Annotated in this window: 18 protein-coding genes; 15 read left to right on the top strand and 3 right to left on the bottom strand. The window is 65.4% G+C overall.

Annotated elements, in window-relative coordinates:
- Positions 1-1,097: 3-hydroxyacyl-CoA dehydrogenase NAD-binding domain-containing protein (locus tag RMN84_RS08400; protein WP_309611727.1), on the top strand; the 1,097-nt coding region annotated here is incomplete at its 5' end.
- Positions 1,098-1,107: 10 nt separating this feature from the next.
- Positions 1,108-1,671, top strand: coding sequence for a cytochrome b/b6 domain-containing protein (locus tag RMN84_RS08395; RefSeq protein ID WP_309611726.1), 564 nt, complete (start codon positions 1,108-1,110; stop codon positions 1,669-1,671).
- Here the strand turns inward: RMN84_RS08395 and RMN84_RS08390 are convergent.
- Positions 1,657-2,847, bottom strand: a complete 1,191-nt coding sequence (locus tag RMN84_RS08390; protein ID WP_309611725.1) for an MFS transporter — start codon at positions 2,845-2,847, stop codon at positions 1,657-1,659. The genes RMN84_RS08395 and RMN84_RS08390 overlap by 15 nt on opposite strands.
- Positions 2,848-2,934: 87 nt before the next feature.
- On the opposite strand from RMN84_RS08390, the gene RMN84_RS08385 reads away from it, so the two are divergent.
- Positions 2,935-3,348: a MarR family transcriptional regulator gene (locus tag RMN84_RS08385; RefSeq protein WP_309611724.1), complete on the top strand. Its 414-nt coding sequence runs from the start codon at positions 2,935-2,937 to the stop codon at positions 3,346-3,348.
- Positions 3,349-3,374: 26 nt separating this feature from the next.
- Here RMN84_RS08385 and RMN84_RS08380 read toward each other — a convergent pair whose 3' ends face one another.
- A complete protein-coding gene (locus RMN84_RS08380) occupies positions 3,375-3,569 on the bottom strand; it encodes a hypothetical protein (protein ID WP_309611723.1) in 195 nt (64 codons plus the stop codon).
- A gap of 229 nt (positions 3,570-3,798) precedes the next feature.
- Between RMN84_RS08380 and RMN84_RS08375 the strand changes: the two genes are divergently transcribed.
- Genes RMN84_RS08375 through RMN84_RS08360 form a run of 4 tightly spaced genes read left to right on the top strand, consistent with a single transcriptional unit; the run spans position 3,799 to position 5,355 of the window.
- On the top strand, positions 3,799-3,939 hold the full coding sequence (locus RMN84_RS08375) for a hypothetical protein (protein WP_309611722.1): 141 nt from the start codon (positions 3,799-3,801) through the stop codon (positions 3,937-3,939).
- Positions 3,932-4,723: a PspA/IM30 family protein gene (locus tag RMN84_RS08370; RefSeq protein WP_309611721.1), complete on the top strand. Its 792-nt coding sequence runs from the start codon at positions 3,932-3,934 to the stop codon at positions 4,721-4,723. Before RMN84_RS08375 ends, RMN84_RS08370 begins: the two co-directional genes overlap by 8 nt.
- Positions 4,724-4,735: 12 nt before the next feature.
- Positions 4,736-5,119, top strand: a complete 384-nt coding sequence (locus RMN84_RS08365; protein ID WP_309611720.1) for a PspC domain-containing protein — start codon at positions 4,736-4,738, stop codon at positions 5,117-5,119.
- Positions 5,119-5,355 (top strand): hypothetical protein, encoded by a 237-nt coding sequence (locus RMN84_RS08360; RefSeq protein ID WP_309611719.1) that lies wholly within the window; start codon positions 5,119-5,121, stop codon positions 5,353-5,355. The genes RMN84_RS08365 and RMN84_RS08360 overlap by 1 nt, the downstream gene beginning before the upstream one ends.
- Here the strand turns inward: RMN84_RS08360 and RMN84_RS08355 are convergent.
- On the bottom strand, positions 5,352-7,436 hold the full coding sequence (locus RMN84_RS08355) for a TonB-dependent receptor (protein ID WP_309611718.1): 2,085 nt from the start codon (positions 7,434-7,436) through the stop codon (positions 5,352-5,354). The two genes, RMN84_RS08360 and RMN84_RS08355, sit on opposite strands and share 4 nt — an antisense overlap.
- A 424-nt stretch (positions 7,437-7,860) precedes the next feature.
- Between RMN84_RS08355 and RMN84_RS08350 the strand changes: the two genes are divergently transcribed.
- The 8 genes from RMN84_RS08350 to RMN84_RS08310 form a co-directional block, all read left to right on the top strand.
- Positions 7,861-9,663, top strand: a complete 1,803-nt coding sequence (locus tag RMN84_RS08350; RefSeq protein ID WP_309611717.1) for a DEAD/DEAH box helicase — start codon at positions 7,861-7,863, stop codon at positions 9,661-9,663.
- A complete protein-coding gene (locus RMN84_RS08345) occupies positions 9,660-10,835 on the top strand; it encodes an NAD(P)/FAD-dependent oxidoreductase (protein WP_309611716.1) in 1,176 nt (391 codons plus the stop codon). The genes RMN84_RS08350 and RMN84_RS08345 overlap by 4 nt, the downstream gene beginning before the upstream one ends.
- Before the next feature lie 146 nt (positions 10,836-10,981).
- The gene (gene cysN / locus RMN84_RS08340) at positions 10,982-12,811 is read left to right on the top strand and encodes a sulfate adenylyltransferase subunit CysN (RefSeq protein WP_309611715.1); all 1,830 of its coding nucleotides are present in this window, start codon (positions 10,982-10,984) and stop codon (positions 12,809-12,811) included.
- The gene (locus tag RMN84_RS08335) at positions 12,808-13,551 is read left to right on the top strand and encodes a 3'(2'),5'-bisphosphate nucleotidase CysQ (protein WP_309611714.1); all 744 of its coding nucleotides are present in this window, start codon (positions 12,808-12,810) and stop codon (positions 13,549-13,551) included. The genes cysN and RMN84_RS08335 overlap by 4 nt, the downstream gene beginning before the upstream one ends.
- A gap of 708 nt (positions 13,552-14,259) precedes the next feature.
- On the top strand, positions 14,260-18,648 hold the full coding sequence (locus tag RMN84_RS08330) for an autotransporter domain-containing protein (protein WP_309611713.1): 4,389 nt from the start codon (positions 14,260-14,262) through the stop codon (positions 18,646-18,648).
- An 862-nt stretch (positions 18,649-19,510) separates the two neighbouring features.
- Positions 19,511-20,536, top strand: a complete 1,026-nt coding sequence (locus RMN84_RS08320) for a sulfate ABC transporter substrate-binding protein (protein ID WP_309611712.1) — start codon at positions 19,511-19,513, stop codon at positions 20,534-20,536.
- A 17-nt stretch (positions 20,537-20,553) separates the two neighbouring features.
- A complete protein-coding gene (cysT, locus tag RMN84_RS08315; RefSeq protein WP_309611711.1) occupies positions 20,554-21,447 on the top strand; it encodes a sulfate ABC transporter permease subunit CysT in 894 nt (297 codons plus the stop codon).
- Positions 21,444-22,093, top strand: a 650-nt coding sequence (locus RMN84_RS08310; protein WP_309611710.1) for a sulfate ABC transporter permease subunit, incomplete at its 3' end; no start/stop codon positions are given. The genes cysT and RMN84_RS08310, both read left to right, overlap by 4 nt.

The raw sequence follows: 22,093 nt of genomic DNA, 5'->3' as shown, positions 1-22,093 counted from the left end.
CCATCGTCGAAATGCAGCAGGACGCACTCGATCGTGGCACTGGCCTGATGCGCAAGAACTACGAGGCAACCGCCGCGAAGGGACGCATGAGCCCTGAGCAGGTCAAGGGCGCGATGGGCTTGCTGTCGCCGACACTCGATTTCTCTGCGCTGGCCGACTGCGACCTGATCATCGAGGCGGTATTCGAGCAGATGGACGTGAAGAAGGAAATCTTCGCCAAACTCGACGCGATCGCCAAGCCCGGCGCGATCCTCGCGTCCAACACTAGCTATCTGAACATCGATGAGATCGCCGCCGCCACCTCGCGGCCGCAGGACGTTGTCGGGCTGCACTTCTTCTCGCCCGCCAATGTGATGAAGCTGCTCGAGGTCGTGCGCGGAGCGAAGACCGCGCCCGACGTGCTGGTCACCGCGATGCAGCTCGCCAAGCGGATCAAGAAGGTCGCGGTCGTCGCCGGAGTTTGTTACGGCTTCATCGGCAACCGCATGCTCATTCCGCGCCACCGTGAGGCGGAGAAATTGCTGCTCGAAGGCGCTACGCCCGAGCAGATCGACAAGGTCCACCTCGATTTCGGCATGCCGATGGGACCGTTCCAGATGAGCGATCTCGCCGGGGTCGATATCGGCTGGCACCGCGATCCGACGAAGGTGACTAACATCCGCGAGGCGTTATGTGCGCTCGACCGCTGGGGCCAGAAGAAGAACGCCGGTTTCTACGATTACGACGAGAAGCGTCGTCCCGCGCCGTCCCCGGTGGTGCAGAAGATCATCGAGGACTTTGCGGCCAGGCAGGGCATCGAACGCCGCCAGATCGACGACGAGGAAATCGTTGAGCGAACGCTCTACACGATGGTCAACGAGGGTGCTAAAATCCTTGAGGAGGGCATGTCCCAACGCGCGTCTGACATCGATGTGGTGTGGATCTACGGCTATGGCTGGCCGGTCTATCGCGGCGGGCCGATGTTCTGGGCAGACACGGTCGGACTCGCGACCATCGTCGACGGGCTGAAGCGCCAGCAGGAGCGGATGGGGAGCGATTTCTCGTTTAGCGAGTTACTCCTCGACAAGGGGACGCGGGGCGAAAAATTTACCCGCTAGGAGGCCAACGATGGACCGGATGGTCGACGACACGACGGGTCCGGTCGCAGTTCGCTATTCCTCGCTGGCGGTAGCGATCCACTGGTTCAGCGTGCTGCTGATCCTCGCTCAGATTGCCATTGGCCTGAAGTTCGCCGACATGCCCAAGGGGCCGGAGAAGACGGACATCGTCGCCTGGCACAAGACGGTCGGGGTGGCGATCCTGCTACTCGCCATCCTCCGGCTCGTCATTCGCCCCAATAACCCGCCACCGCGGTTTCCGGCCGACTTTCCCAAGTGGGAGCGGGCGGCGGCCGTGTGGAATCACCGCCTCTTCTATTTTCTGATGTTTGCCCTCCCGATTACCGGGCTGGGGCTGGTCGCGGAGCGCGCCGTCGGCGGGATGACGATTCTGCGCTGGGGCTTGAAATTCCCGGCCCTTTCAATCGGGCCGGTGGCCGAGGCTCATGAATTGCTGGCGTGGAGCCTGATCGGGGTGCTCGTGCTGCACGTCCTCGCCGCCCTCAAGCAGCAGTTCTTCGACCAGACGGCCGTTGCCGACCGCATGCCGCCGTTCAGGTCACGCAGCCGCTGAATCGGCTTTCGGCAGCAGCAGGACCATCGCACCGGCAACGGCGGCCAGCACCGCCCCGGCCATAAAGGTCGTGGCAGGTCCGTCGCGATCCCAGATCAAACCCGCGCCGAGGCTCGACAGCAAGGCGGCGATGCCGGACACGAAGAAGAACGCGCCAAAGCTGGTCGCCCGCCGCTCCGCGCCCGCCGCATCGGCGATCATCCGGCTGAAGATGCCCTGGGTCAACGCCATGTGCGCCCCCCACAGGACGACGCCCAGTCCGACCGTCCACAGCGCCTCGCCTTTTGCCAGCACCAAGTCAGCGCCGACGAGCAGTCCGATCCCGACGAGCAGGATGGTGCGCGGATTCATCCGGTCGCTGAAGATCCCGGCGGGGTAGGCAAGGAGGAGATAGGCAAGGTTGAACAGCGCCAACACGATCGGCGACCAGCTCGGCGCGATGCCGGCATCGATGCCCTTGAGGATCAGGAAGCTCTCGGAGAAGCGCGCCAGCCCGAACAGGAAGCCCACCCCGATCAGCTGTTTGACCCCCGGATCAAGCAAGCGGAAGCCGGCCCATTTCATCTTCACCTTGGTGTCCGTCTTGTCTGAGCCCTCCCGCAACATCGTCCAAGCAAAGAAGAATGACAGGAACGCCGGGATCACCGCGACCCAGAACACGGCGCGGATGTCGTTCCTGAACCAGATCATCAGCCCGATCGCCGCCAGCGGTGCAAGGAAAGCGCCCACCGTGTCCATCGACTGGCGCAACCCGAACGCCCGGCCGCGCAATTCGGGCGGCGTCTCGTCGGCGATCATCGCGTCACGTGGCGCACCGCGGATGCCCTTGCCGATACGATCGACGAACCGCGCACCGAGCACCGGGATAGCTCCGGTCGCCAGCGGGAACAGCGGTTTCGACAGCGCGGCCATGCCATAGCCAAGCAGGATCCACGGCTTGCGCTTCTGGGTCCGGTCGCTGAGCGCGCCGGAACCCAGCTTCGCAATGTTAGCAGTGGCCTCCGCCATCCCGTCGAGCGCGCCCATCGCCGCCACCGGCAGGCCGAGCGTGATGGTCAGGAAAGCGGGCAGCAGGGCGTGATAAATCTCGCTCGACAGGTCCATCAGCAAGCTGACGAATCCGAGGATCCAGACATTGCGAGGCAGGGCGGGGCGGACGAGGGTGGCCTTACTCATGCGGCGTTTGAGCAGGGCGCCAGGCTCGACGCAAGCATCGTTTCGTCATTGGCAATTGTCAGCGATGTAAAACTGTTGCATCTTGCAATGATGAACCCGCATTCCCCCGCTGCCATCGCCGCGCGACTGTCGGCCCTGTTCGAAACGTTGGACGATCAGCGTTACGCCGAACGCGGCGACCGGGCGATGCGCACACTGCTGGCGGCGGTGTCAGAGCATGAGCCTGCGACGCTGGGGCAGGTGGCAGCGAGCTCGGGGCGCGGCGCACCGGCGGCCAGCCGCGCGGTGGACGCACTGGTCCGCTCGGGACTGATCGATCGAGCACCCGACCCGGACAACCGCCGCCGGCTGGCGTTGCGGCTGACCGAGGGGGGGCGAGCGCTGCTCGACCAGCGCGGGACCGCAGCAGGGTCGCTGGCCCAGCGGCTCGACCGGCTCGCGCAGAGCGAGATTCGCGCCGTCGAGCGCGGCATCGAGATCCTTGAGCGCCTTCCGAAGTAGGTCAAGCCGGCCAGATAGGCCCGGATCTAAGTGCGGCGCGCCTTGTGATAGTCGTTAAGCTTCTTTAGCCCGTACCCTGCGGCAATGACCGTCGCGAGTGGCCCGATCCCGCGCCGGGCGGCGGCGGCGGTCGCGGCGCCGACGACGGCGCCCGCTCCGCCGCGACCGCTGCTGGCCATGATCTTATCACCGATAAACGCGGCGACGAGCTTCCCGAGCATGCAAATCTCCTGTGCGAATCCTGTCGCCGCATGAAAGCCTGTGGAACGATGTGGTTCCACCGCCTGGGTTGGGACGGCGCACCAATTGCTGGTGGCAAAACCCGCTAATTCTCCCTGAAGCGACAGCCCGCAAAATGCTTTTTGGCGCAAATCCGCGATTGGCACGGCTCTTGTATGGTAGGCTGTATCGGGCTGCCGACAACGTGGCCTGCCAAAAGGGAGTTTCGAAATGTTTTCTCGTGGGACCTTTCACCGGCAGCTGGCAGTGTTCGCCGCTGCCCTGCTGTTCAGCACGATCGCGGTCGGTACTGCGGTTGGCCCCGGTGCCGCCGGCGCCGCTCGCCCGCTCGTCAACGTGACCTATGCCTGACTTCAACCTGGAGCCGATCGAGGCGGTCTTGCCGGTGCGTATCCCGCGCGCCGCGCCACCGCCATCGGCAGAACCCGTTGCGCCGCTGCGCTTTGCCCCGCTCGCCGGCATCCTGTCGGGTCCGGTGTTCAGCCGGGCACGCGACATCATCGCCGCGAACATGACCGAATTGCTCGACCGGGCCGAAGACCCCGCGCGGATGATCCGGGTGATCATCGCAGAAATGGAGGAGACGCTGGTTGAAGTCCGCGCCACCGCCGCGCGATCGATCGCCGACATGAAGGAGATGGGCCGGGCGCTGCAGCGGCTCGAAACGATCGAGGCCGGCTGGACCGAGAAGGCCGAACTGGCGCTGTCGAAGGACCGCGAGGATCTGGCCCGCGCCGCGCTCAACGAGCGCCAGCAGGCGAGCGACATGGCCGGCGGCCTGCGCGCCGAGATCGACGGGCTGAACGATGTGCTCAAGGGCTATGAGCAAGACATTGCGCGCCTTCAGGCGAAGCTGCGCGAAGCGCGCACCCGCCAGGCTTCGATTGCATCGCGGATAGAATCTGCGGTCGCCCGGGCCCGCGTCAGCCAGGCCCTTCACGGTAGTCGGACCGACGATGCCTTCGCCCGCTTCGAGCAACTGGAACGCCGCGCCGACCTCGCCGAGGGAATGGCCGATGCACTGGGCATGACCGGGCCGAAAAGCCTGGAAGAGGAAATCCGCGAACTGCGCGCAACCGAGCAAGTCGATGCCGCACTCGAACAACTCAAGGCCGCCCGCGCGGCGCGTCATTAAGGGGAAATGATCATGGTTCGTTATTCGCTTGCCCGCCGCGATCGCAAGCTCGCCGGAGTTGCCTCGCGCCTCGGCGACGTGTTCAATATCGACCCGACGGTCATCCGCATCGGCTTCGTCGCGCTGGCGCTGCTGGTCGGCTGGAAAATCGGCCTGGTCGGCTATGTCGGCGCGGCCATCTGGCTGCGGATGAAAGACAAAAAGCTCAACGGCGCGGCCGAGCGGCGCAGCGACTATGATCGCATGGCCGACCTCGGTAAAACGCGCCCATCGGTCCACATGATGCGCACCGAACTCGACGTCACCGACCGCCGCCTGATGGCGATCGACGATCACCTCGCGCGCCCCAATGATGCGCTGGCCCGGGAGATCGAAGCGCTGCGGGAGGAAAAGTGATGACTGACCCCGTCTCGATCGCGGTGATGGGCGCAAGCCTAGTTGCGACGCTGGTGATCGCCGCGATCGCCCTGCTCAAGGGTTGGCGCGGGTGGCTCGAGTACAAGCGACTGGAACTGGCCAGCCGAGGCGGAGCCGGACCGAGCCACGCCCCGACCGGCGGCCGGATCGAGATTGCGGACCTCAAGGAACGCGTCCGCAAGCTCGAAGCGATCGCCGCAGGGATTGAGCTTTAGTAGCTGAACCGCGCCGTCACGCGGAAGTCGCGTCCGGCGAGCGGAGCATAATCCTTCAACAGGCTGGTCGAACGCCGCGCCTCGACATCGAAGATGTTGTTCGCGGACAACGACAGGGTCAGGTCCGGTTGCGCCTTGAGCGGATGCCAGTCGAGGCCGGCATTGACGAGCGTGAAGCCATCGGTTGGCAGCTCGAGCGCGGCGTTGCGACGCTGGGCGAAGGAATGCTCGACCTCAATCCGCGCATTGACCGGGCCACGCTTAGCAGTGAGCGCGCCTTGCAACCGGAGCGGAGGGATCAGGGAGGCCGGGCCGACGTTTTTGATCGTCACGCGGGTGGCATCTGCAATCCCTTCCAAACCCCACTTGATCCCGCCTGCTTCACCAAGCCGCACGTCGGCTTCGACCTCTAAGCCCACGTAGCGCGCGCTTCCCTGGCGGAATTCATAGACGGGCAGGTCGTCGATCACTTCGCCGGTCGGTGCCTGATAGAGGAAGTTGCCGAAGTGACTGCCGTAGGCGGTGGCAGTGAGGTCAATTGGACCGCTGTTGTGCCTGATGCTCGCCTCGAACCCGACGCTGCGTTCGATGCCGAGGTCGGGGTTGCCGCGCTCATAGCTCGCGTTGCCGCCGTGTGGCCCGTTGGCGTAAAGCTCGTCGATCGACGGCGCGCGCTGCGAGCGGGCAAGGTTGAGGCCGAGCTTCCACCCGTCGCCGAGCGCGTAGGTGCCTCCTGCGGACAGCGAGAGGGTCGAATATTTGCGCTGGAGGTCGGGGTTGCCGACGACGCTGCTCGCCGTCGCGCGAAGATCGCTATGCTCATATCGGACCCCGGCCTCGAGCCGGAGCGAGCCCGCGTCGATGTGTTGGACGGTGAACAAACCGTATGTTTTCTGGTGGGTAGGCGGCAGGAACTGCTCGTCCCCCGCGATCCGCTGACGGACATCGAGATATTGGACGCCGCTGATGCCGCCCCAGCCGCCGGTGTCGCGCTGGACGAGATCGGCGCGCCCTTCCGTACCCTTGGAAAAGATCTGGCTGCCGATGCCGCCGTCGGCGCCGATTTCCTTGTGATTGTAATCTGAATAGCCGCCGCGCAGGCGCAGTTGCTTGAACAGTCCGGAAAGCGGAATTTCGGCGCGGGCGTCATAGCGGGTCTGGTGAACGTCGATGTGCGTCTGGTCCGCCTCGATGTCGGGATCGAGCGAGTAGCGAATGGGAACGCCATAGTTGGCGGTGTGGCGCGTGACCGAGACGCCGATGTTGAGGGCGCCGTCGATATAGGCGACCGACCCCGCCGCTTCGAACCCGCGACCGTCGCTGTTGGGCAGCTTTCCCTTGAGCGTCGCGAGCGACTGAATTTCCGGGTCAGCGCTGGCCGCAGCTTGGCCTCGGAGCGGCGCGGAAAGTATGTATCCGCCGGTGCGCAGGTCGTCGTTGTGGGTGTAGTTGGCATCGCCGTGAACGACAATATGCGAGCCGAGTGGGACATCGACTTCGCCATTAGCAATGATCTGATTGGCTGCGCTGCCAAAGCCGCCGATGCCCTGCACATGGAGCGGCGCTTCGGGCATTCGGCGCGGGATGCGCGAGTCGATGACGTTCACCACGCCGCCGATCGCCGAGGAGCCATAGAGCAGCGCCGCCGGCCCGTGCAGGACTTCGATCGAGTCCGCCGTGAGCGGATTGATCGCCACCGCATGATCGCTGCTCGAGGCCGAGACGTCGAGCGCACCGATGCCGTCGGTCAAAATCCGCAATCGATCGCCCGACAGGCCGCGCAGCACCGGGCGGGCGACGTTGGGGCCGGAGCCGGAGGTCGTGACCCCGGGCTGGTGGGCGAGCGTCTCGCCAAGAGTCGCGCGGAGCTGGTTGGTCAGGTCCTGTCCGCCGAGCACCTTGACGTCGCCGAGCACGTCGTCGCTGCGGCGGCGGGTGCCGGTGACGACGATTTCCTGTCCTGCCGGCGCTACGACGCTGTCGGACGCCGGCGCGCTGGTCGCGGCAATGTCGGCGGCTGCGGCCGGGCCGGCGGCTGCCAGAACGAGCGAGAGAACGGTGGAAACGCGGTAATCAATCATTGGGGGAGGCCCGCTTCGTTGGAAATCGATGGCCCTGTGCGAATGTGATAATGTATCACAGATGAACGGATTGTCAGCAATTCGCCGTTCGCGATGAACGTGGCGAGTGGATCGACGGTTCCAAATCTGGCGGCATCGGACGTGACCTGTCTGACCAAGTTTGTGCACCGCCACCCGGTGACGGGACCGCATAAGCGGAGCGATATCGCTGGATCGACCGCGATAAAGACCGCGATTGCCGAATTTCACTTTGGCTTGATACTGTAAACAGTCGCGGGTGGCAGTTCGGACGGAAAACCGGTAGGGGGCCTTTTTCCGCGCCACCTGCGTTCCCGGTCTTGCCCTGTGCTCGTTCCGACGCCCGCTGGCCGCGGACATCACCCGCGCCCGCTTCCAGGCGGTTTGCCAAGAATCATCGAGACTCATGCCCTTTCCCACGCTTCCCCCGCTGATCGCCGAAGCCCTCACCGCCCAGGGCTATGCCGATCCCACCCCAGTTCAGGCGGCGGTTCTTGAGGAGGATGCGCGCGGCCGCGACCTGATCGTCTCGGCCCAGACCGGGTCGGGCAAGACCGTCGCGTTCGGGCTGGCGATGGCGGAGCGGCTGCTCGAGGTTGGCGGCAATAATGGCGGAGCGGGGGCCCCGCTGGCGCTAGTCATCGCGCCGACGCGCGAACTGGCATTGCAGGTCAGCCGTGAGCTGATGTGGCTGTTCGACAAGGCCGGCGGACGCATCACGACCTGCGTCGGCGGCATGAACGCGAGCGAAGAACGACGCGCCCTGGCGCGCGGGTCGCACATCGTCGTCGGCACGCCGGGACGGCTGCGCGATCACCTGGAACGCGGCGCGCTCGACCTGTCGGCGCTGGAATATGTCGTGCTCGACGAGGCCGACGAGATGCTCGACATGGGCTTTCGCGAGGACCTCGAGGAGATTCTCGACGGCACCCCGGCCGAGCGGCGGACGTTGCTGTTCTCGGCAACCATGCCCAAGCCGATCGTCGCGCTGGCGAAGCGCTATCAGAAGGACGCACTGCGCATCTCGACCGTCGGTGACGAGCGCGGGCATGGCGACATCAGCTATCAGGTGGTCGCGGTCAGCCCGTCGGAGATCGAGCATGCGGTGATCAACCTGCTGCGTTTCTACGAGGCGGAGACGGCGATGCTGTTCTGCGCGACGCGCGACAATGTCCGCCACCTCCACGCCGCGCTGGTCGAGCGCGGCTTCGCGGCGGTCGCGCTGTCGGGCGAGCATAGCCAGAATGAGCGCAACCATGCGCTGCAGGCGTTGCGCGATGGCCGGGCGCGGGTGTGCGTCGCGACCGACGTTGCCGCGCGCGGGATCGATGTCGCGTCGCTGAGCCTGGTCATCCATGTCGAGGTGCCGCGCGATGCCGAGGTGCTGCAGCACCGGTCGGGCCGCACCGGACGCGCGGGCAAGAAGGGCACTGCTGTCCTGATCGTGCCCTATCCGCGCCGCCGCCGGGTCGAAGGAATGCTGCGCCAGGCGCGGATTGCCGCCGAATGGGTGCCGGTGCCGAGCGCCGATGCGATCCGCGAGCGCGACCGCGAGCGGTTATTGACGACGCTGGCTGAGCCGGTCGAGGCGAGCGACGCGGATCGCGCGCTGGCCGGGCAACTGGTCGAGAAGATGCAGCCGATCGATCTTGCGCTGGCGCTGCTTCGGGCGAGCAAGGGGCAGATGCCCGAGCCGGAGGAGCTGATCGACCTGTCGTCGCGACCCGGTCCGACCGGCCAGGTCGGCGGCGGCGAACGCGGCGGCGACGAGGGGCCGCGCGATCGCGCCGACTTCGACGATGCGATCTGGTTCAAGATGGACATCGGCCGCCGTCACAATGCCGACCCGCGCTGGCTGTTGCCGTTGCTGTGTCGGCGCGGCCATGTCTCGCGCAACGCCATCGGCGCGATCCGCATCGCCGCCAACGAGACCTATTTCCAGCTGACCCGCGCCGCCGAGGCGAAGTTCCGCGACGCCGTCCGCCGTACCGCCAGTCCGGGCAGCGACGACGAGAATGGGATCACGATCATTCCGTCACCCGGCGCGCCGGCTCCGGGCGAGCGCAACGGTCCGTCGAACAACAGCCGCGGCGAGGCCCAGCCGCCGCAGCTTGTTCCTAACAAGCCGCCACAGCTTCGTCCGAACAAGCCGCCCTACAAGAAGTCGGCTCACGCCAAGCCTTACAAGAAGCCCGCCCGCCAGAAATGAGCGACGCCTATGACGCGATCGTGCTGGGCGGGGGCGCGGCGGGGCTGATGTGCGCCGCCACCGCCGGCCAGCGCGGGCGGCGAGCGGTGGTCATCGATCACGCCGACGAGGTGGGCAAGAAAATCCTCATCTCCGGCGGCGGGCGGTGCAATTTCACCAACATCGGGACGGTGCCCGAGCGGTTCCTGTCGGCCAACCCGCACTTCGCCCGCTCGGCGCAGAGCCGCTACATGCCGGCGGACTTCCTCGCGCTGGTCGAGCGCCATGGCATCGCGTGGCACGAGAAGACGCTCGGCCAGCTATTCTGCGACGGATCGGCGCGGCAGATCGTGGCGATGCTGCTCGATGAATGCGCGGCGGGCGGGGTCGATGTCGCGTGCGGCGAGGCGATCCGCGCGGTCGATCATGGCGATGGCCAGTATCGCGTGACCGTCGGCGCGCGCACCCTGACTGCTCCGGTGTTGGTCATCGCGACCGGCGGGCCGTCGATTCCGAAGATGGGCGCGAGCGGGTTTGCTTATGATCTGGCGCGCCACTTCGGGCTGAAGCTGATCGAGCCGCGCCCGGCGCTGGTGCCGCTGACGCTGGCCGGGGACGATTTGCTGTTCCGCACGCTGGCGGGGGTGGCGGCGGAGGTGGTGGCGCGGTGCGGGACGGCGGCGTTTCGCGAGGCGGCGCTGTTTACCCATCGCGGGCTATCGGGTCCGGCGATCCTGCAGATATCGTCCTACTGGCGGCGCGGCGAGGCAGTCGGCATCGACTTTCTGCCGGAGCGCACGTCGGGCTGGCTCGTCGCGGCCAAACGGGCGGGGCCGGGAAGCAGCCTTAAACGGGCACTGGGACATTCGCTGCCCGACCGACTGGCGACCACGCTTGCCGATCAGCTTTCGCTGCCGGGCGAACTCGGCAACATCCCCGACCGAATGCTGGCGGCGGCGGAAGCCCGCCTCGCCGACTGGCGCTTCACACCCAATGGCAGCGAGGGTTTTGCCAAGGCCGAAGTCACCGCCGGCGGCATCGCCACGGCGGGTCTGTCGTCAAAAACGATGGAAGCGACTAACGTGCCTGGGCTCTACGCGATCGGCGAGGCGGTCGACGTCACCGGCTGGCTTGGCGGCTATAATTTCCAATGGGCCTGGGCCAGTGGCCACGCCGCCGGGCAGGCGGTTTAGCCCATCACCATCTCGGTATTATCGGGCATCTCCTTGTAAGAACTGGGACGGCATCGCAAGGGGGGGCTCCTGCATATCAGCGCCATGGGAACGTCGTGAACGCATTAGAAACAGCTGATCGTCACCCGCCTTTGGAGCTCGGCCGATTGCTGCGTTTCATCACCTGCGGATCGGTCGACGATGGCAAGTCGACGCTGATCGGGCGGCTGCTGTACGATGCGAAGATGATCTTCGACGATCAACTCACGTCGCTCATATCCGATTCGAACCGCGTCGGCACGCAGGGGCAGGAGATTGCTTTCGCGCTGCTCGTCGACGGGCTGGCGGCAGAGCGCGAGCAGGGCATCACGATCGACGTCGCCTATCGCTATTTCGCGACCGACAAGCGCAAGTTCATCGTTGCCGACACGCCCGGCCACGAACAATATACCCGCAACATGGTCACCGGCGCGTCGACCGCCAACCTCGCCGTCATCCTGGTCGATGCGCGCAAGGGCGTGCTGACCCAAACCCGGCGCCATAGTTATCTGACGCACCTCATCGGCATCCGCCACCTCGTGCTGGCAGTGACCAAGATGGACCTGGTCGATTATGACGAGGCGGTCTTCGACCAGATCGCCGCCGACTATCGGGCGTTCGCGGAATCGATCGGGATTGGCCGGGTCGCGGCGATTCCCGTCTCCGGCTTCAAGGGCGACAATATTGCGACGCTGAGCAAGAACATGCCGTGGTACGGGGGGCCGACGCTGCTCGGCTATCTGGAAACCGTGGAGCTCGACGAAGAGGCCGATCGCACGCGGCCCTTCCGCATGCCGGTGCAATGCGTCAATCGTCCCAACCTCTACTTTCGCGGATTTTCGGGAATGATCGCGAGCGGCAGCGTGTCGGCCGGAGACGAGGTGCGCGTGCTGCCGTCGGGCAGGACGACGACCGTCGCGCGCATCGTCACGTTCGACGGCGACCTCCCGATCGCAATCGCCGGCCAGTCGGTGACGCTGACGCTGGCCGACGAGGTCGATTGCTCGCGCGGCGATGTCATCGCCATCGCCGATGCGCCACCACAGGTCGCCGACCGCTTCGAAGCGACGATCGTGTGGATGGCGGACGAGCCGATGATCCCCGGCCGCGCCTATTGGCTCAAGCTCGCCACCCAGTCGGTGTCGGCGACGATCCGGCCGCCGAAATATCAGGTCAACGTCAACACGATGGAGCATCTGGCGGCGAAGACGTTCGACCTGAACGCGATTGGCGTCGCCGAGGTCGCGACCGACCGGCCGATCGTGTTCGAGCCCTATACCGATGGTCGCACGCTGGGCGGTTTCATCCTGATCGACAAGTTGACCAACGCCACCGTGGCCGCCGGGATGCTCAATTTCAGCCTGCGCCGCGCCCAGAATGTTCACTGGCAGGCGCTCGACATCAGCCGCAAGGCCCATGCCGACGTCAAAAACCAGAAGCCGGCGGTGCTGTGGTTCACCGGGCTGTCCGGCGCGGGCAAGTCGACGATCGCCAATCTGGTCGAGAAGAAGCTGCACCGGATGAACCGCCACACCTTCCTGCTCGACGGGGATAATGTGCGCCACGGACTGAACCGGGACCTCGGCTTTACCGAGGCCGACCGGATCGAGAATATTCGTCGCGTGGGCGAGGTGGCGAAGCTGATGGCCGACGCCGGGCTGATCGTGATTACCGCCTTCATCTCGCCCTTCGCCGCCGAGCGCGAACTGGTCCGCGCGATGCTGCCCGAGGGCGAATTTTTCGAAATTCATATCGACACGCCGCTTGCGGACGCCGAGGCTCGCGATGTGAAGGGACTCTACAAGAAGGCGCGGGCGGGGGAGCTGCGCAATTTCACCGGCATCGATTCGCCCTACGAACCGCCGACGAAGCCCGAATTGAGGATCGATACGACGGCAATGACGCCGGTCGAAGCGGCCGATCATATCGTCGACATGCTGCTGGACAGTGCCGCATGACCGACGCGGAACTCGCCGGTCATCTGGCCGAGGCTGCCGGACGTATCCTGATGATCGTTCGCGATGCAAATATGTTCGCGCCCGATGCGCTGGGACAGGCCGGGGATCAGATTGCGAACCAGTTTCTGGTCAGCGCGCTGCGCGAGCAACGGCCCGATGACGGGCTGCTGTCCGAAGAGAGCAGGTGCGACGGGAAGCGGCTGGACATGGATCGCGTATGGATCGTCGATCCGGTCGACGGCACTCGTGAATATGGCGAGGCGCGCGCCGACTGGGCGGTGCATGTCGCACTGGCGATCGATGGTGTCGCCGCCGTTGGCGCGGTGGCGTTGCCCGCCGCAGGTCTGGTCCTCCGCTCGGATCAGCCGCGCATGTTGTCCCCTGCTCGCACCCCGCTGCGGATGGTCGTCAGCCGCACCCGCCCCGCCGCCGAGGCGATTGCGGTGGCCAAGCTGCTCGACGCCGAACTCGTCCCGATGGGCTCCGCCGGGGCCAAGGCCATGGCGATTGTCCTGGGCGACGCCGACATCTATCTCCACACGGGAGGACAATATGAGTGGGACAGCTGTGCCCCGGTCGCGGTAGCGGCGGCGTGCGGCCTGCATTGCAGCCGGATCGACGGATCGCCGCTACGCTATAATCGGGGAGATGTGTATTTGCCCGATATGCTGATCTGTCGCCCCGAGCTTGGCAAGCGGGTGTTAAGGCTGGTCGAGGACTTAGGATCCGCGACGTCGTAAGGTTCGCGTCCATCGAATTTCGATTGGTGTTGGACCAGGCATCGGCGTCGATGCTTTTGCTCCCACCGACGAGGGTCAAGGTCCCGCTTTAGCAGTATCTGAAAACCGAGCGGATAGGTCTTTTTTCCGCCGTGCAGAAATACTTGGGACGGTGCGGTCGCAGCAATCGAAGTCTGGTTGATCCACGTCGCAATGTCCCTGCCAGTTCAATCTTGTCCTGAGGCGTCAATCCTGTCCGCCTGCCAAAATTTAGTAGGGGAAGGGGCCTCTCTGCCAGGCTCGTCTTTGATCAAGAACGATTATGCGCGGGCCGGCGACGGAACGCCACGCCCGTGCGTCCGCCTCGGCGAACGGAGCCGTCTGTGAAGATTCATTCTTAACTCTTTCGCGGCCCCTTTCGGCCTGGCCTCTCGGAGGATTCTTCGCGTCACGTTGGAAGCAGTCGCTGCCACGCCAGATCTAACCAGTTATTACTTTAAAAAAATACCCTTGCCGTAGCGTCGCCGTTCGTTCAGTCGTTGCGCTCGGTTCGTTGCTCGCGAACCGCCTCGGAACTTAATGACGTTCACAAGCGCGCGTTGCTTTAATCTTGCGCAACAATTTAAAGTGTCGGATACAAGTCGTGCCATCGCGGGACACGAAAGTATTCCGCTCGGTCAGCAGGGGAATAGAAACATGATCAGCCGCATTTCCGCAAAGCAACGCCTCATGATCGGGACGACCCTGGTCGGCGTAGGTACTTTCATCATTCCGAGTGCGGCAATGGCCGACTGCTTGCCGAACGCGGCAGGTACGACAGTGACCTGCTCCACAGCGGACCCCGATGGCTATAACGGATCAGCGGTCACCGGTTTGACGATTAATGTCATTCCCGCGGCAACGGTCAACGGGACGCTGTCGACCGGCACTGTCAGCGCCGTCAACAACGAGGGCGGCATCACTGCGGCGACCGCCATTGCGGTTGGTGGCGGCAGCACGGTTTCCAACGCGTCGACCGCGACCGGCATCATCACCGGGAACATTACCTTCGGTGCGGCTGGCACGGGTCAGACCAACACGCTCAACAATTTCAACGCGACGGCCGGCGGCATCACCGGCAACATCAACTCGGCGGGCGGCGCGTTCAACGTCAACACCACGGGCGTGGTCGTCGGTAACCTGTCATCGTCGGGCGACACCACCGTCACCAACAGCGGCACGTTCACGGGCAACATCACACTGGGCGCGGGCAACGACGTCATCACCAACACCGGGACGCTGACGGGCAACGTCGACATGGGTAGCGGCACGACCAACGTGTTCAACGCCGCCAATGGCGCTCGGCTACCGAGCGGATCGCTGACTGCTGCGGCAGCGAGCCTCAACACGATCAACCTTGGCGCTGGCGGCGGGACGGTGAATATTCCCGTCACGAATTTCGACGTGCTTAACGTCAATGGTGGAACGAGCATCTGGAGCCTAAGTCAGCCCATTTCGCTTGCCGACCGGATTAACCTCAACTCGGGGGTCCTTCAGGTCAGCAACGCCTCCTTCCTCGGCGCGAACACGATCGTGAACAACGCCGGGCCGGCCGCTTCTGGCGGTCTCTTCTTCGACAACACGGCGACCGGGACCTATGCCGGAAATCTGTCGGGCACCGGCGTGACCTACGTCGGCTTCAACGGCTCCGCAGGCATCACCACCATGTCAGGGGTCAATACTTCGACTGGCGGGACGTATGTGCGTCTCGGCACGCTCCGGGTCATCGGCGGCTCTGCAATCGGCGACACGAGCGGCGTCTTTCTTTCTACCGGCGGCATCCTCGATGTCGGCGCGACCGAGACGATCGGCAGCCTCAATGATGGCGGACCCTATGGAGGAACCGGTGCGGTCACGCTGTCCGGCGGCAATCTCAACATTGGTAGCGGTGCGTTCAGCGGCGTGATTTCGGGCGTCGGCGGGATCGGCAAGGTGACGCCGGGTACGCTGACCCTGTCGGGTGCCAATACGTTCACCGGCACGACCACGGTGACCGACGGCAAACTCATCCTGACCGGCGGCGCGGCCATCGTCGACACCGGGGCGGTGGTGGTCAATTCGACTGCGACCACCGCCGGAACGCTGCAGGTCAACACCGCCGAGACGATCGGCAGCCTGGCCGGCAATGGCGGATCGGTCGTTCTGAATGCGGGCCTCACGACCGGCGACGCGAGCAACACGACCTATGCCGGTGTTATTTCCGGTGTTGGCGCGCTGACCAAGAATGGCACGGGCATCTTCACCCTGACCGGGGCGAACACCTATAGCGGTGGCACCACGGTCAATGCCGGGACGCTCGGGGGCAACACCACGTCGATCCAGGGCAATGTCCTGATCAATGCCGCGGGGACATTGCTGTTCACGCAGCCGACGGCTGGCACCTATGCCGGCAATCTGACGGGCGCGGGTGCGCTGACCAAGGCCGGAGCCGGAGTCTTGACTCTGAGCGGCACCAACAGCGGCATGACCGGCGTCACCAATCTCAACGGTGGCACGATTGCAATCGGCTCGGCGGCGAACATTGGCACCGGCAACCTCGCCTTCAACGGTGGCACGCTGCAGACCACCGCTGCGCTGACGCTGGCCAATACCGCCACGCTCGGCGCGGGCGGCGGCACGGTTCAGGCCGATGCCGCGACGACGCTTTCGGGCGTCATTTCGGGCGCCGGCGCGCAGACCAAGACAGGGGCGGGCAACCTTACCTTGGGTGGAGCGAACAGCTACACCGGTGGCACTACTGTCTCGGCGGGCACGCTGACCGGCACGACGACTTCGCTCCAGGGGCCGATCGTCAATAACGCGGCGCTGGTATTCGACCAAACCACGGTCGGGACCTATGCCGGCAACCTGTCGGGCACTGGTACCGTCACCAAGCTCAACACCGGCACGGTGACCCTGTCGGGCACCAATACATATAGCGGGGCGACCAATGTCACCGGCGGCACGCTCGTCGCGGCGGGTACCGGCATCGGCGATACGTCGGCGGTGACGGTCGGCACCGGCGCGACCTTCCAGCTATCGGGCAATGAGACGGTCGGCAGCATCGCCGGCGCTGGCGCGGTCAACACCGCCGGCTTCACCCTGACGGCGGGCGGCAACAATACGTCGACCGCGCTCACCGGGACGCTCGCCGGCACCGGACTGACCAAGGTCGGCACCGGCGCATTGACGCTGGGTGGCACGGGCACGCTGAGCGGCAACCTCGGTGTCAGCGCCGGGACGGTCAATGTCACGGGTGCCTACACCACGCCGGCCAGCGTGGCGTCCGGCGCGACGCTCAACGTCGCCAGCGGCGGCGCGCTCACTGGTGCGGTTACCGGGGCGGCAGGGTCGAACACGGTCGTCAACGGGACTGTCACGGGAGCGGTCGCCAATGCCGGCACGCTGACCGGAACTGGCCTTGTCGTCGGCGCGGTCACCAACAGCGGGACGCTCAATCCCGGCACGGCCGGCACGACCGGAATTTTCCGTATCACGGGGCCGTTCACGCAAACCGCGACCGGGACGCTCGCGATCGACGTGACGCCCTCGGCTGTGGCAGGCACCGGCTATGACCAGTTGGCGGTGACCGGGGCGGCGACGCTCGGTGGCAACCTCGCGCTGACCTCGCCCGGTGGACTCTACGTCGCGGGTTCAACCTTTGATGTCGTCAAGGCGACAACGATCGCCGGCGCCTTCGCGGGCACGTCGCTCAACGGCGTCGCCGGAAGCCTGGTGACCGGGAACGCCATCTCACCGTTCATCAACTTCTTCCCGACGGGCATCGTCTCGATCACGGGCGGACAGGTCTATCGCCTGACCATCCAGCGGACCAACTATGCCGCTGGGCTCGGTGCCGGCGCGACGCCCAACCAGATCGCCACGGCGACTGGGTTCCAGGCGCTCGTAACGGGGGCCACCGGTGATGCGGCGACGGTCGTTACTGCGGTCGACAACATGACGGCAGCGCAGGCCCAGTCGTTCTTCACCCAGGCCAGCCCAGAACCCTATGCGGCTTATGCGACCGGGCTGCTCGACCAGAGCGAGTTGTTCACCCGCCAGATCGCGCTGCAGATGCACGGCACACCGGCGCATGTCGATGGACCCAGCATCTGGGGTCGCGCCTATGGTTCGTGGGGCAAGGGCAAGAACCGCAATACGTACTACGGCACCGACCAGAAGATCTACGGCGGTGCCTTGGGCGTCGACTTCCGCAACAATGGCCTGACCTTCGGCGTCGCTGGCGGCTACAGCCACGACAAGTTCGACTATCGCGCGGGCACCAGCAGGGGTCGGGGCAACAGCTGGCAGGTCGGCGGGTACGTCGATTATGCGGCCGGCGTCCTCGATGTCGACCTGACTGCGGCCTATGCCCATGGCAAATATCGCAACACGCGCACGATCAACGTCACGTCGATCAACCGCGTTGCCGACGCGAGCTTCTCAGGCAATCTGCTCAAGGTTATCGGCACGGTTGGCTACAACGCCGACATGGGCGGGATGAAACTGCGTCCGTTCGTGGGCGTCGACTATAGCAGCGGGCACATCAACGGCTTCACCGAGACCGGTGCGGGCGCGCTTAACCTGACGGTCAATCGCATCCGCACGCGCCGGACCGCAGCGCTGGTCGGGATCGACCTGTCGAGCTCGCCGGGAACGGGCATCTCGCCCTACGGTCGGGTTGCCTATCGCTATGACCTCAAGCGTTACAACAATGACGTTGCCGCCTTCTTCAACGGCAACAGCGCGTCGACCTTCACCGTTAGCGGGCCGAACTACGGCCGGTCGGCGTTCGATGTCGACGCCGGGCTGAACTTCAACGTCAGCCCGACCGCAGCATTGTTCGCCGGTTACGAGGGCCGCATCCGCAAGGGGCTGACCAGCCATGGCTTCTCGGCTGGCTTCCGCGTCTCGCTCGGCAGCCCAGAGATTGCTCCGCCGCCACCGCCGCCGGTCGTCGAGGCGCCTCCGCCTCCGCCGCCCCCCCCGGCGACGCAGACCTGCCCGGATGGGTCGGTGATCCTCGCGACCGACGCTTGCCCGGCTCCGCCGCCCCCGCCGCCCCCGCCGGCACCGCCTGCCAAGGGTGAACGCGGCTAAGCGCCTACGCCTTAGCTTCGTCATGAAGGGGTGGAGCGAAAGCTCCGCCTCTTTTTGCTTGTCTATCACGCCTAATTGATGGGGTGCGAATGGGCGGTACAAATTCTCCTGGACCACATAAGGATCGAAAGCACGGTTCGTGACCTAGGCGCGTCCCCATACCGCTCGCCAAGTTTGAGTTGAGATGATTCACGTGCGGTGGAGCGGAGGTGGTGATGAAGCAACGAGGACTGTTGTGGTTATCGGATGCTCTGTAGCGGCTCTAGGCGGTGGGGGATCCGCTGGAGACGAGGGAGCGGGTGGTCGATTTTGAGGCATCGCGCCCGTCGCTGGCGCCGGCGCTGGCCTATTCGGACGGCGCGAAGGGTGGTCGGCCGCCCTACGATCTTCGATCGGTAATTGCGGATCGCAAGAAACATCGGGGCAAGCCGAATCTGGGTGAGGAAGGTTTCCAGGTCGTTGGGCGGCGCCGAACCAGCCTCCCATTGCGTCTGAAGTGTATCGCGACTGTATCGCAAATCGAGCTTTCCCACGCCTTCTAGGTTCAACAGCACCCGATGGACCCTCAGGAAACCGGTCCTTAGGTCTTGCGTTCCACAATCGCACTGCAGAGGTCAGCGGTTCGATCCCGCTCGGCTCAACCATCACCTGTCGCCGCACTGCTCCGCGCCTGACGGGCCTGATCCGGACTGCTCCAAAGCGAGCGGTTTGCGCAAATTTCTTTCAATCGGGCGAGCGCCAGCAGTGGCTTGTCTGCTTCCTTGGGCGCGCCTCTTGCCAAAAATCCCGCGCGCAGCATGGATGCCGCCGAGACGTGACGGTGGGCGATTCGCCTCCCGTCCAACAGGGAAAGGTGAGACCGATGCGCAAACGGCCCGTGGCGTTGATTGCTGGCGCCCTCCTGACTTCGGTAATGCTGCTGGGCGGCTGCGCCAGGCAGGACAGCGGTTCGGAGCATAAATTGCTCAATGTCAGCTACGATCCGACGCGCGAGCTGTACAAGGAGATCAACCCCGCCTTCGCCGCCGCGTGGAAGAAGGATCACAAGCAGGACCTGACCTTCGAGATGAGCCATGGCGGATCGGGCAAACAGTCGCGCGCGGTGATCGACGGGCTCGGCGCGGACGTCGTCACGCTGGCGCTGGCCGGCGACATCGACGCCATCGCGGCCAAGAGCGGCAAGCTGCCCGCCGACTGGCAGGCGCGGTTGCGGGACAACAGCGCGCCATACACCTCGACCATCGTGTTCCTGGTCCGCAAGGGCAATCCCAAGGCCATTCGCGACTGGGGCGACTTGGTAAAGCCGGGGATCGAGGTCATCACCCCCAATCCCAAATCGTCGGGCGGGGCGCGCTGGAACGTCCTCGCCGCCGCCGCCTGGGCGCGCAAGGCGAAGCGCGGCGACGCCGGTGCCGACGCTTTCCTCGGCCAATTGTTCGATCATGTCCCGGTCCTCGACAGCGGCGCGCGCGGCGCGACTACCACCTTCGTCGAGCGCGGCATCGGCGACGTGCTGATCGCGTGGGAGAATGAGGCCCTGCTTGCCCAGAAGAAGATGGGCGCCGACAAGGTCGAGATGGTCGTCCCCTCCATCTCGATCCTCGCCGAGCCGCCGGTCGCGGTGATCGACGCCAATGTCAAAAAGCATGGCACCGAGGAAGCGGCGACCGCCTATCTCAAATTTCTCTACACGCCCGAAGCGCAGGAGATCATCGCCCGTAACTATTACCGCCCGCGTGACCCCGCGGTTGCGGCGCGGCATGCCGCCGATTTCCCCAAGGTCCAGCTGGCGACGATCGCCGACTTCGGCGGGTGGCAGGCGGCGCAGATGCGCTATTTTGCCGACGGCGGCCTGTTCGACGCGATCATGGCGAAGAAGGCCCACTGACCCCCGCACCCGCCCTGATGGCTGCGGCCGAACACGCGCTCGTCGCGCCCCTGACCGAGGCTCTCGGCCGGGCGCGGCGCGGCGTGGGCGTACGTCGCTCGATCATCCCCGGCTTCGGGCTCAGCCTCGGCGTGACCATCGTCTGGCTGTCGCTGATCGTCCTGCTCCCGCTGTCGGCGCTGGCATTCCGCACCGCCGGGATGGGGTGGAGCGGCTTCCTCGAGGCCGGGCTCAACGCCCGCGCCATCGCCGCCTATCGCGTCAGCTTCGGCGCGGCGGCGGCGGCGGCGTCGATCAATGCGGTGTTCGGCACGCTCGTCGCCTGGGTGCTGGTCCGTTACAATTTCCCCGGCCGGCGGCTGGTCGGCGCGATCGTCGATCTGCCGTTCGCGCTGCCGACCGCGGTCGCCGGCATTGCGCTGACCTCGCTGTTCGCCGCCAATGGCTGGATCGGCGGGCTGCTCGAACCACTCGGCGTCAAGGTCGCCTTTACCTGGCTCGGCATCACCGTCGCCCTGACCTTCGTCGGCCTGCCGTTCGTCGTCCGCTCGATCGAGCCGGTCCTTGCCGACCTCGGCCATGACGTCGAGGAAGCCGCCACCACGCTCGGCGCGAGCCGCTTCCAGACCTTCAACCGCGTCATTTTCCCGGCGATCATGCCCGCCTTGCTGACCGGTTTCGCCATGGCCTTCGCGCGCGGCGTCGGCGAATATGGCTCGGTCATCTTCATTGCCGGAAACATGCCATATCGCACCGAAATCGCGCCGCTGCTGATCGTCACCCAGCTCGAGCAATATGACTATGCCGGCGCGACCGCGATCGCCGTCATCCTGCTGCTCGCCTCGTTCAGCATCCTCGTCCTGCTCAACCTGTTCCAGGCATGGAATGCGCGCCGGGTCGGCGGCGAATGAGGCGGCCGATCGGGGAGGGGCGGGGCGCGCGCCTGCTGCTGATCACCATCGCGCTGGCGTTTCTAGGGCTGATGTTGCTACTGCCGCTCGTAACGGTCTTCAGCCAAGCGCTCGCGCTCGGCCTAGGCGCCTTTCTCGACGCGATCCGCCAACCCGACGCGCTCGCTGCGATGCGCCTGACCCTGCTCGTCGCCGCCATCGCCGTCCCCGCCAACGTGATCTTCGGCCTCGCCGCCAGCTGGGCGATCACCAAGTTCGACTTCGTCGGCAAGAGCGTCCTGACCAGCCTGATCGACTTGCCCTTCTCGGTCTCGCCGGTCGTTTCCGGCCTCGTCTATGTCCTGCTGTTCGGCGCGCAGGGCTGGTTCGGGCCGTGGCTGGCGGATCATGACATCGGCATTATCTTCGCCGTTCCCGGCATCGTCCTGGCGACGATGTTCGTCACCTTCCCGTTCGTCGCGCGCGAACTGATCCCGCTGATGCAGGCGCAGGGCCGCGACGACGAGGAAGCGGCGCTGTCATTGGGCGCGACCGGGTTCCAGACCTTCTTCCGCGTGACCCTGCCCAACATCCGTTGGGGACTCCTCTACGGCGTGCTGCTGTGCAATGCCCGGGCGATGGGAGAATTCGGCGCGGTGTCGGTCGT

The organism is Sphingomonas sp., assembly GCF_031380695.1.
Taxonomy (GTDB): domain Bacteria; phylum Pseudomonadota; class Alphaproteobacteria; order Sphingomonadales; family Sphingomonadaceae; genus Sphingomicrobium.
Note: the sequence above shows the minus strand (reverse complement) of the source record. Positions and strands in the feature narration are given on the sequence as shown.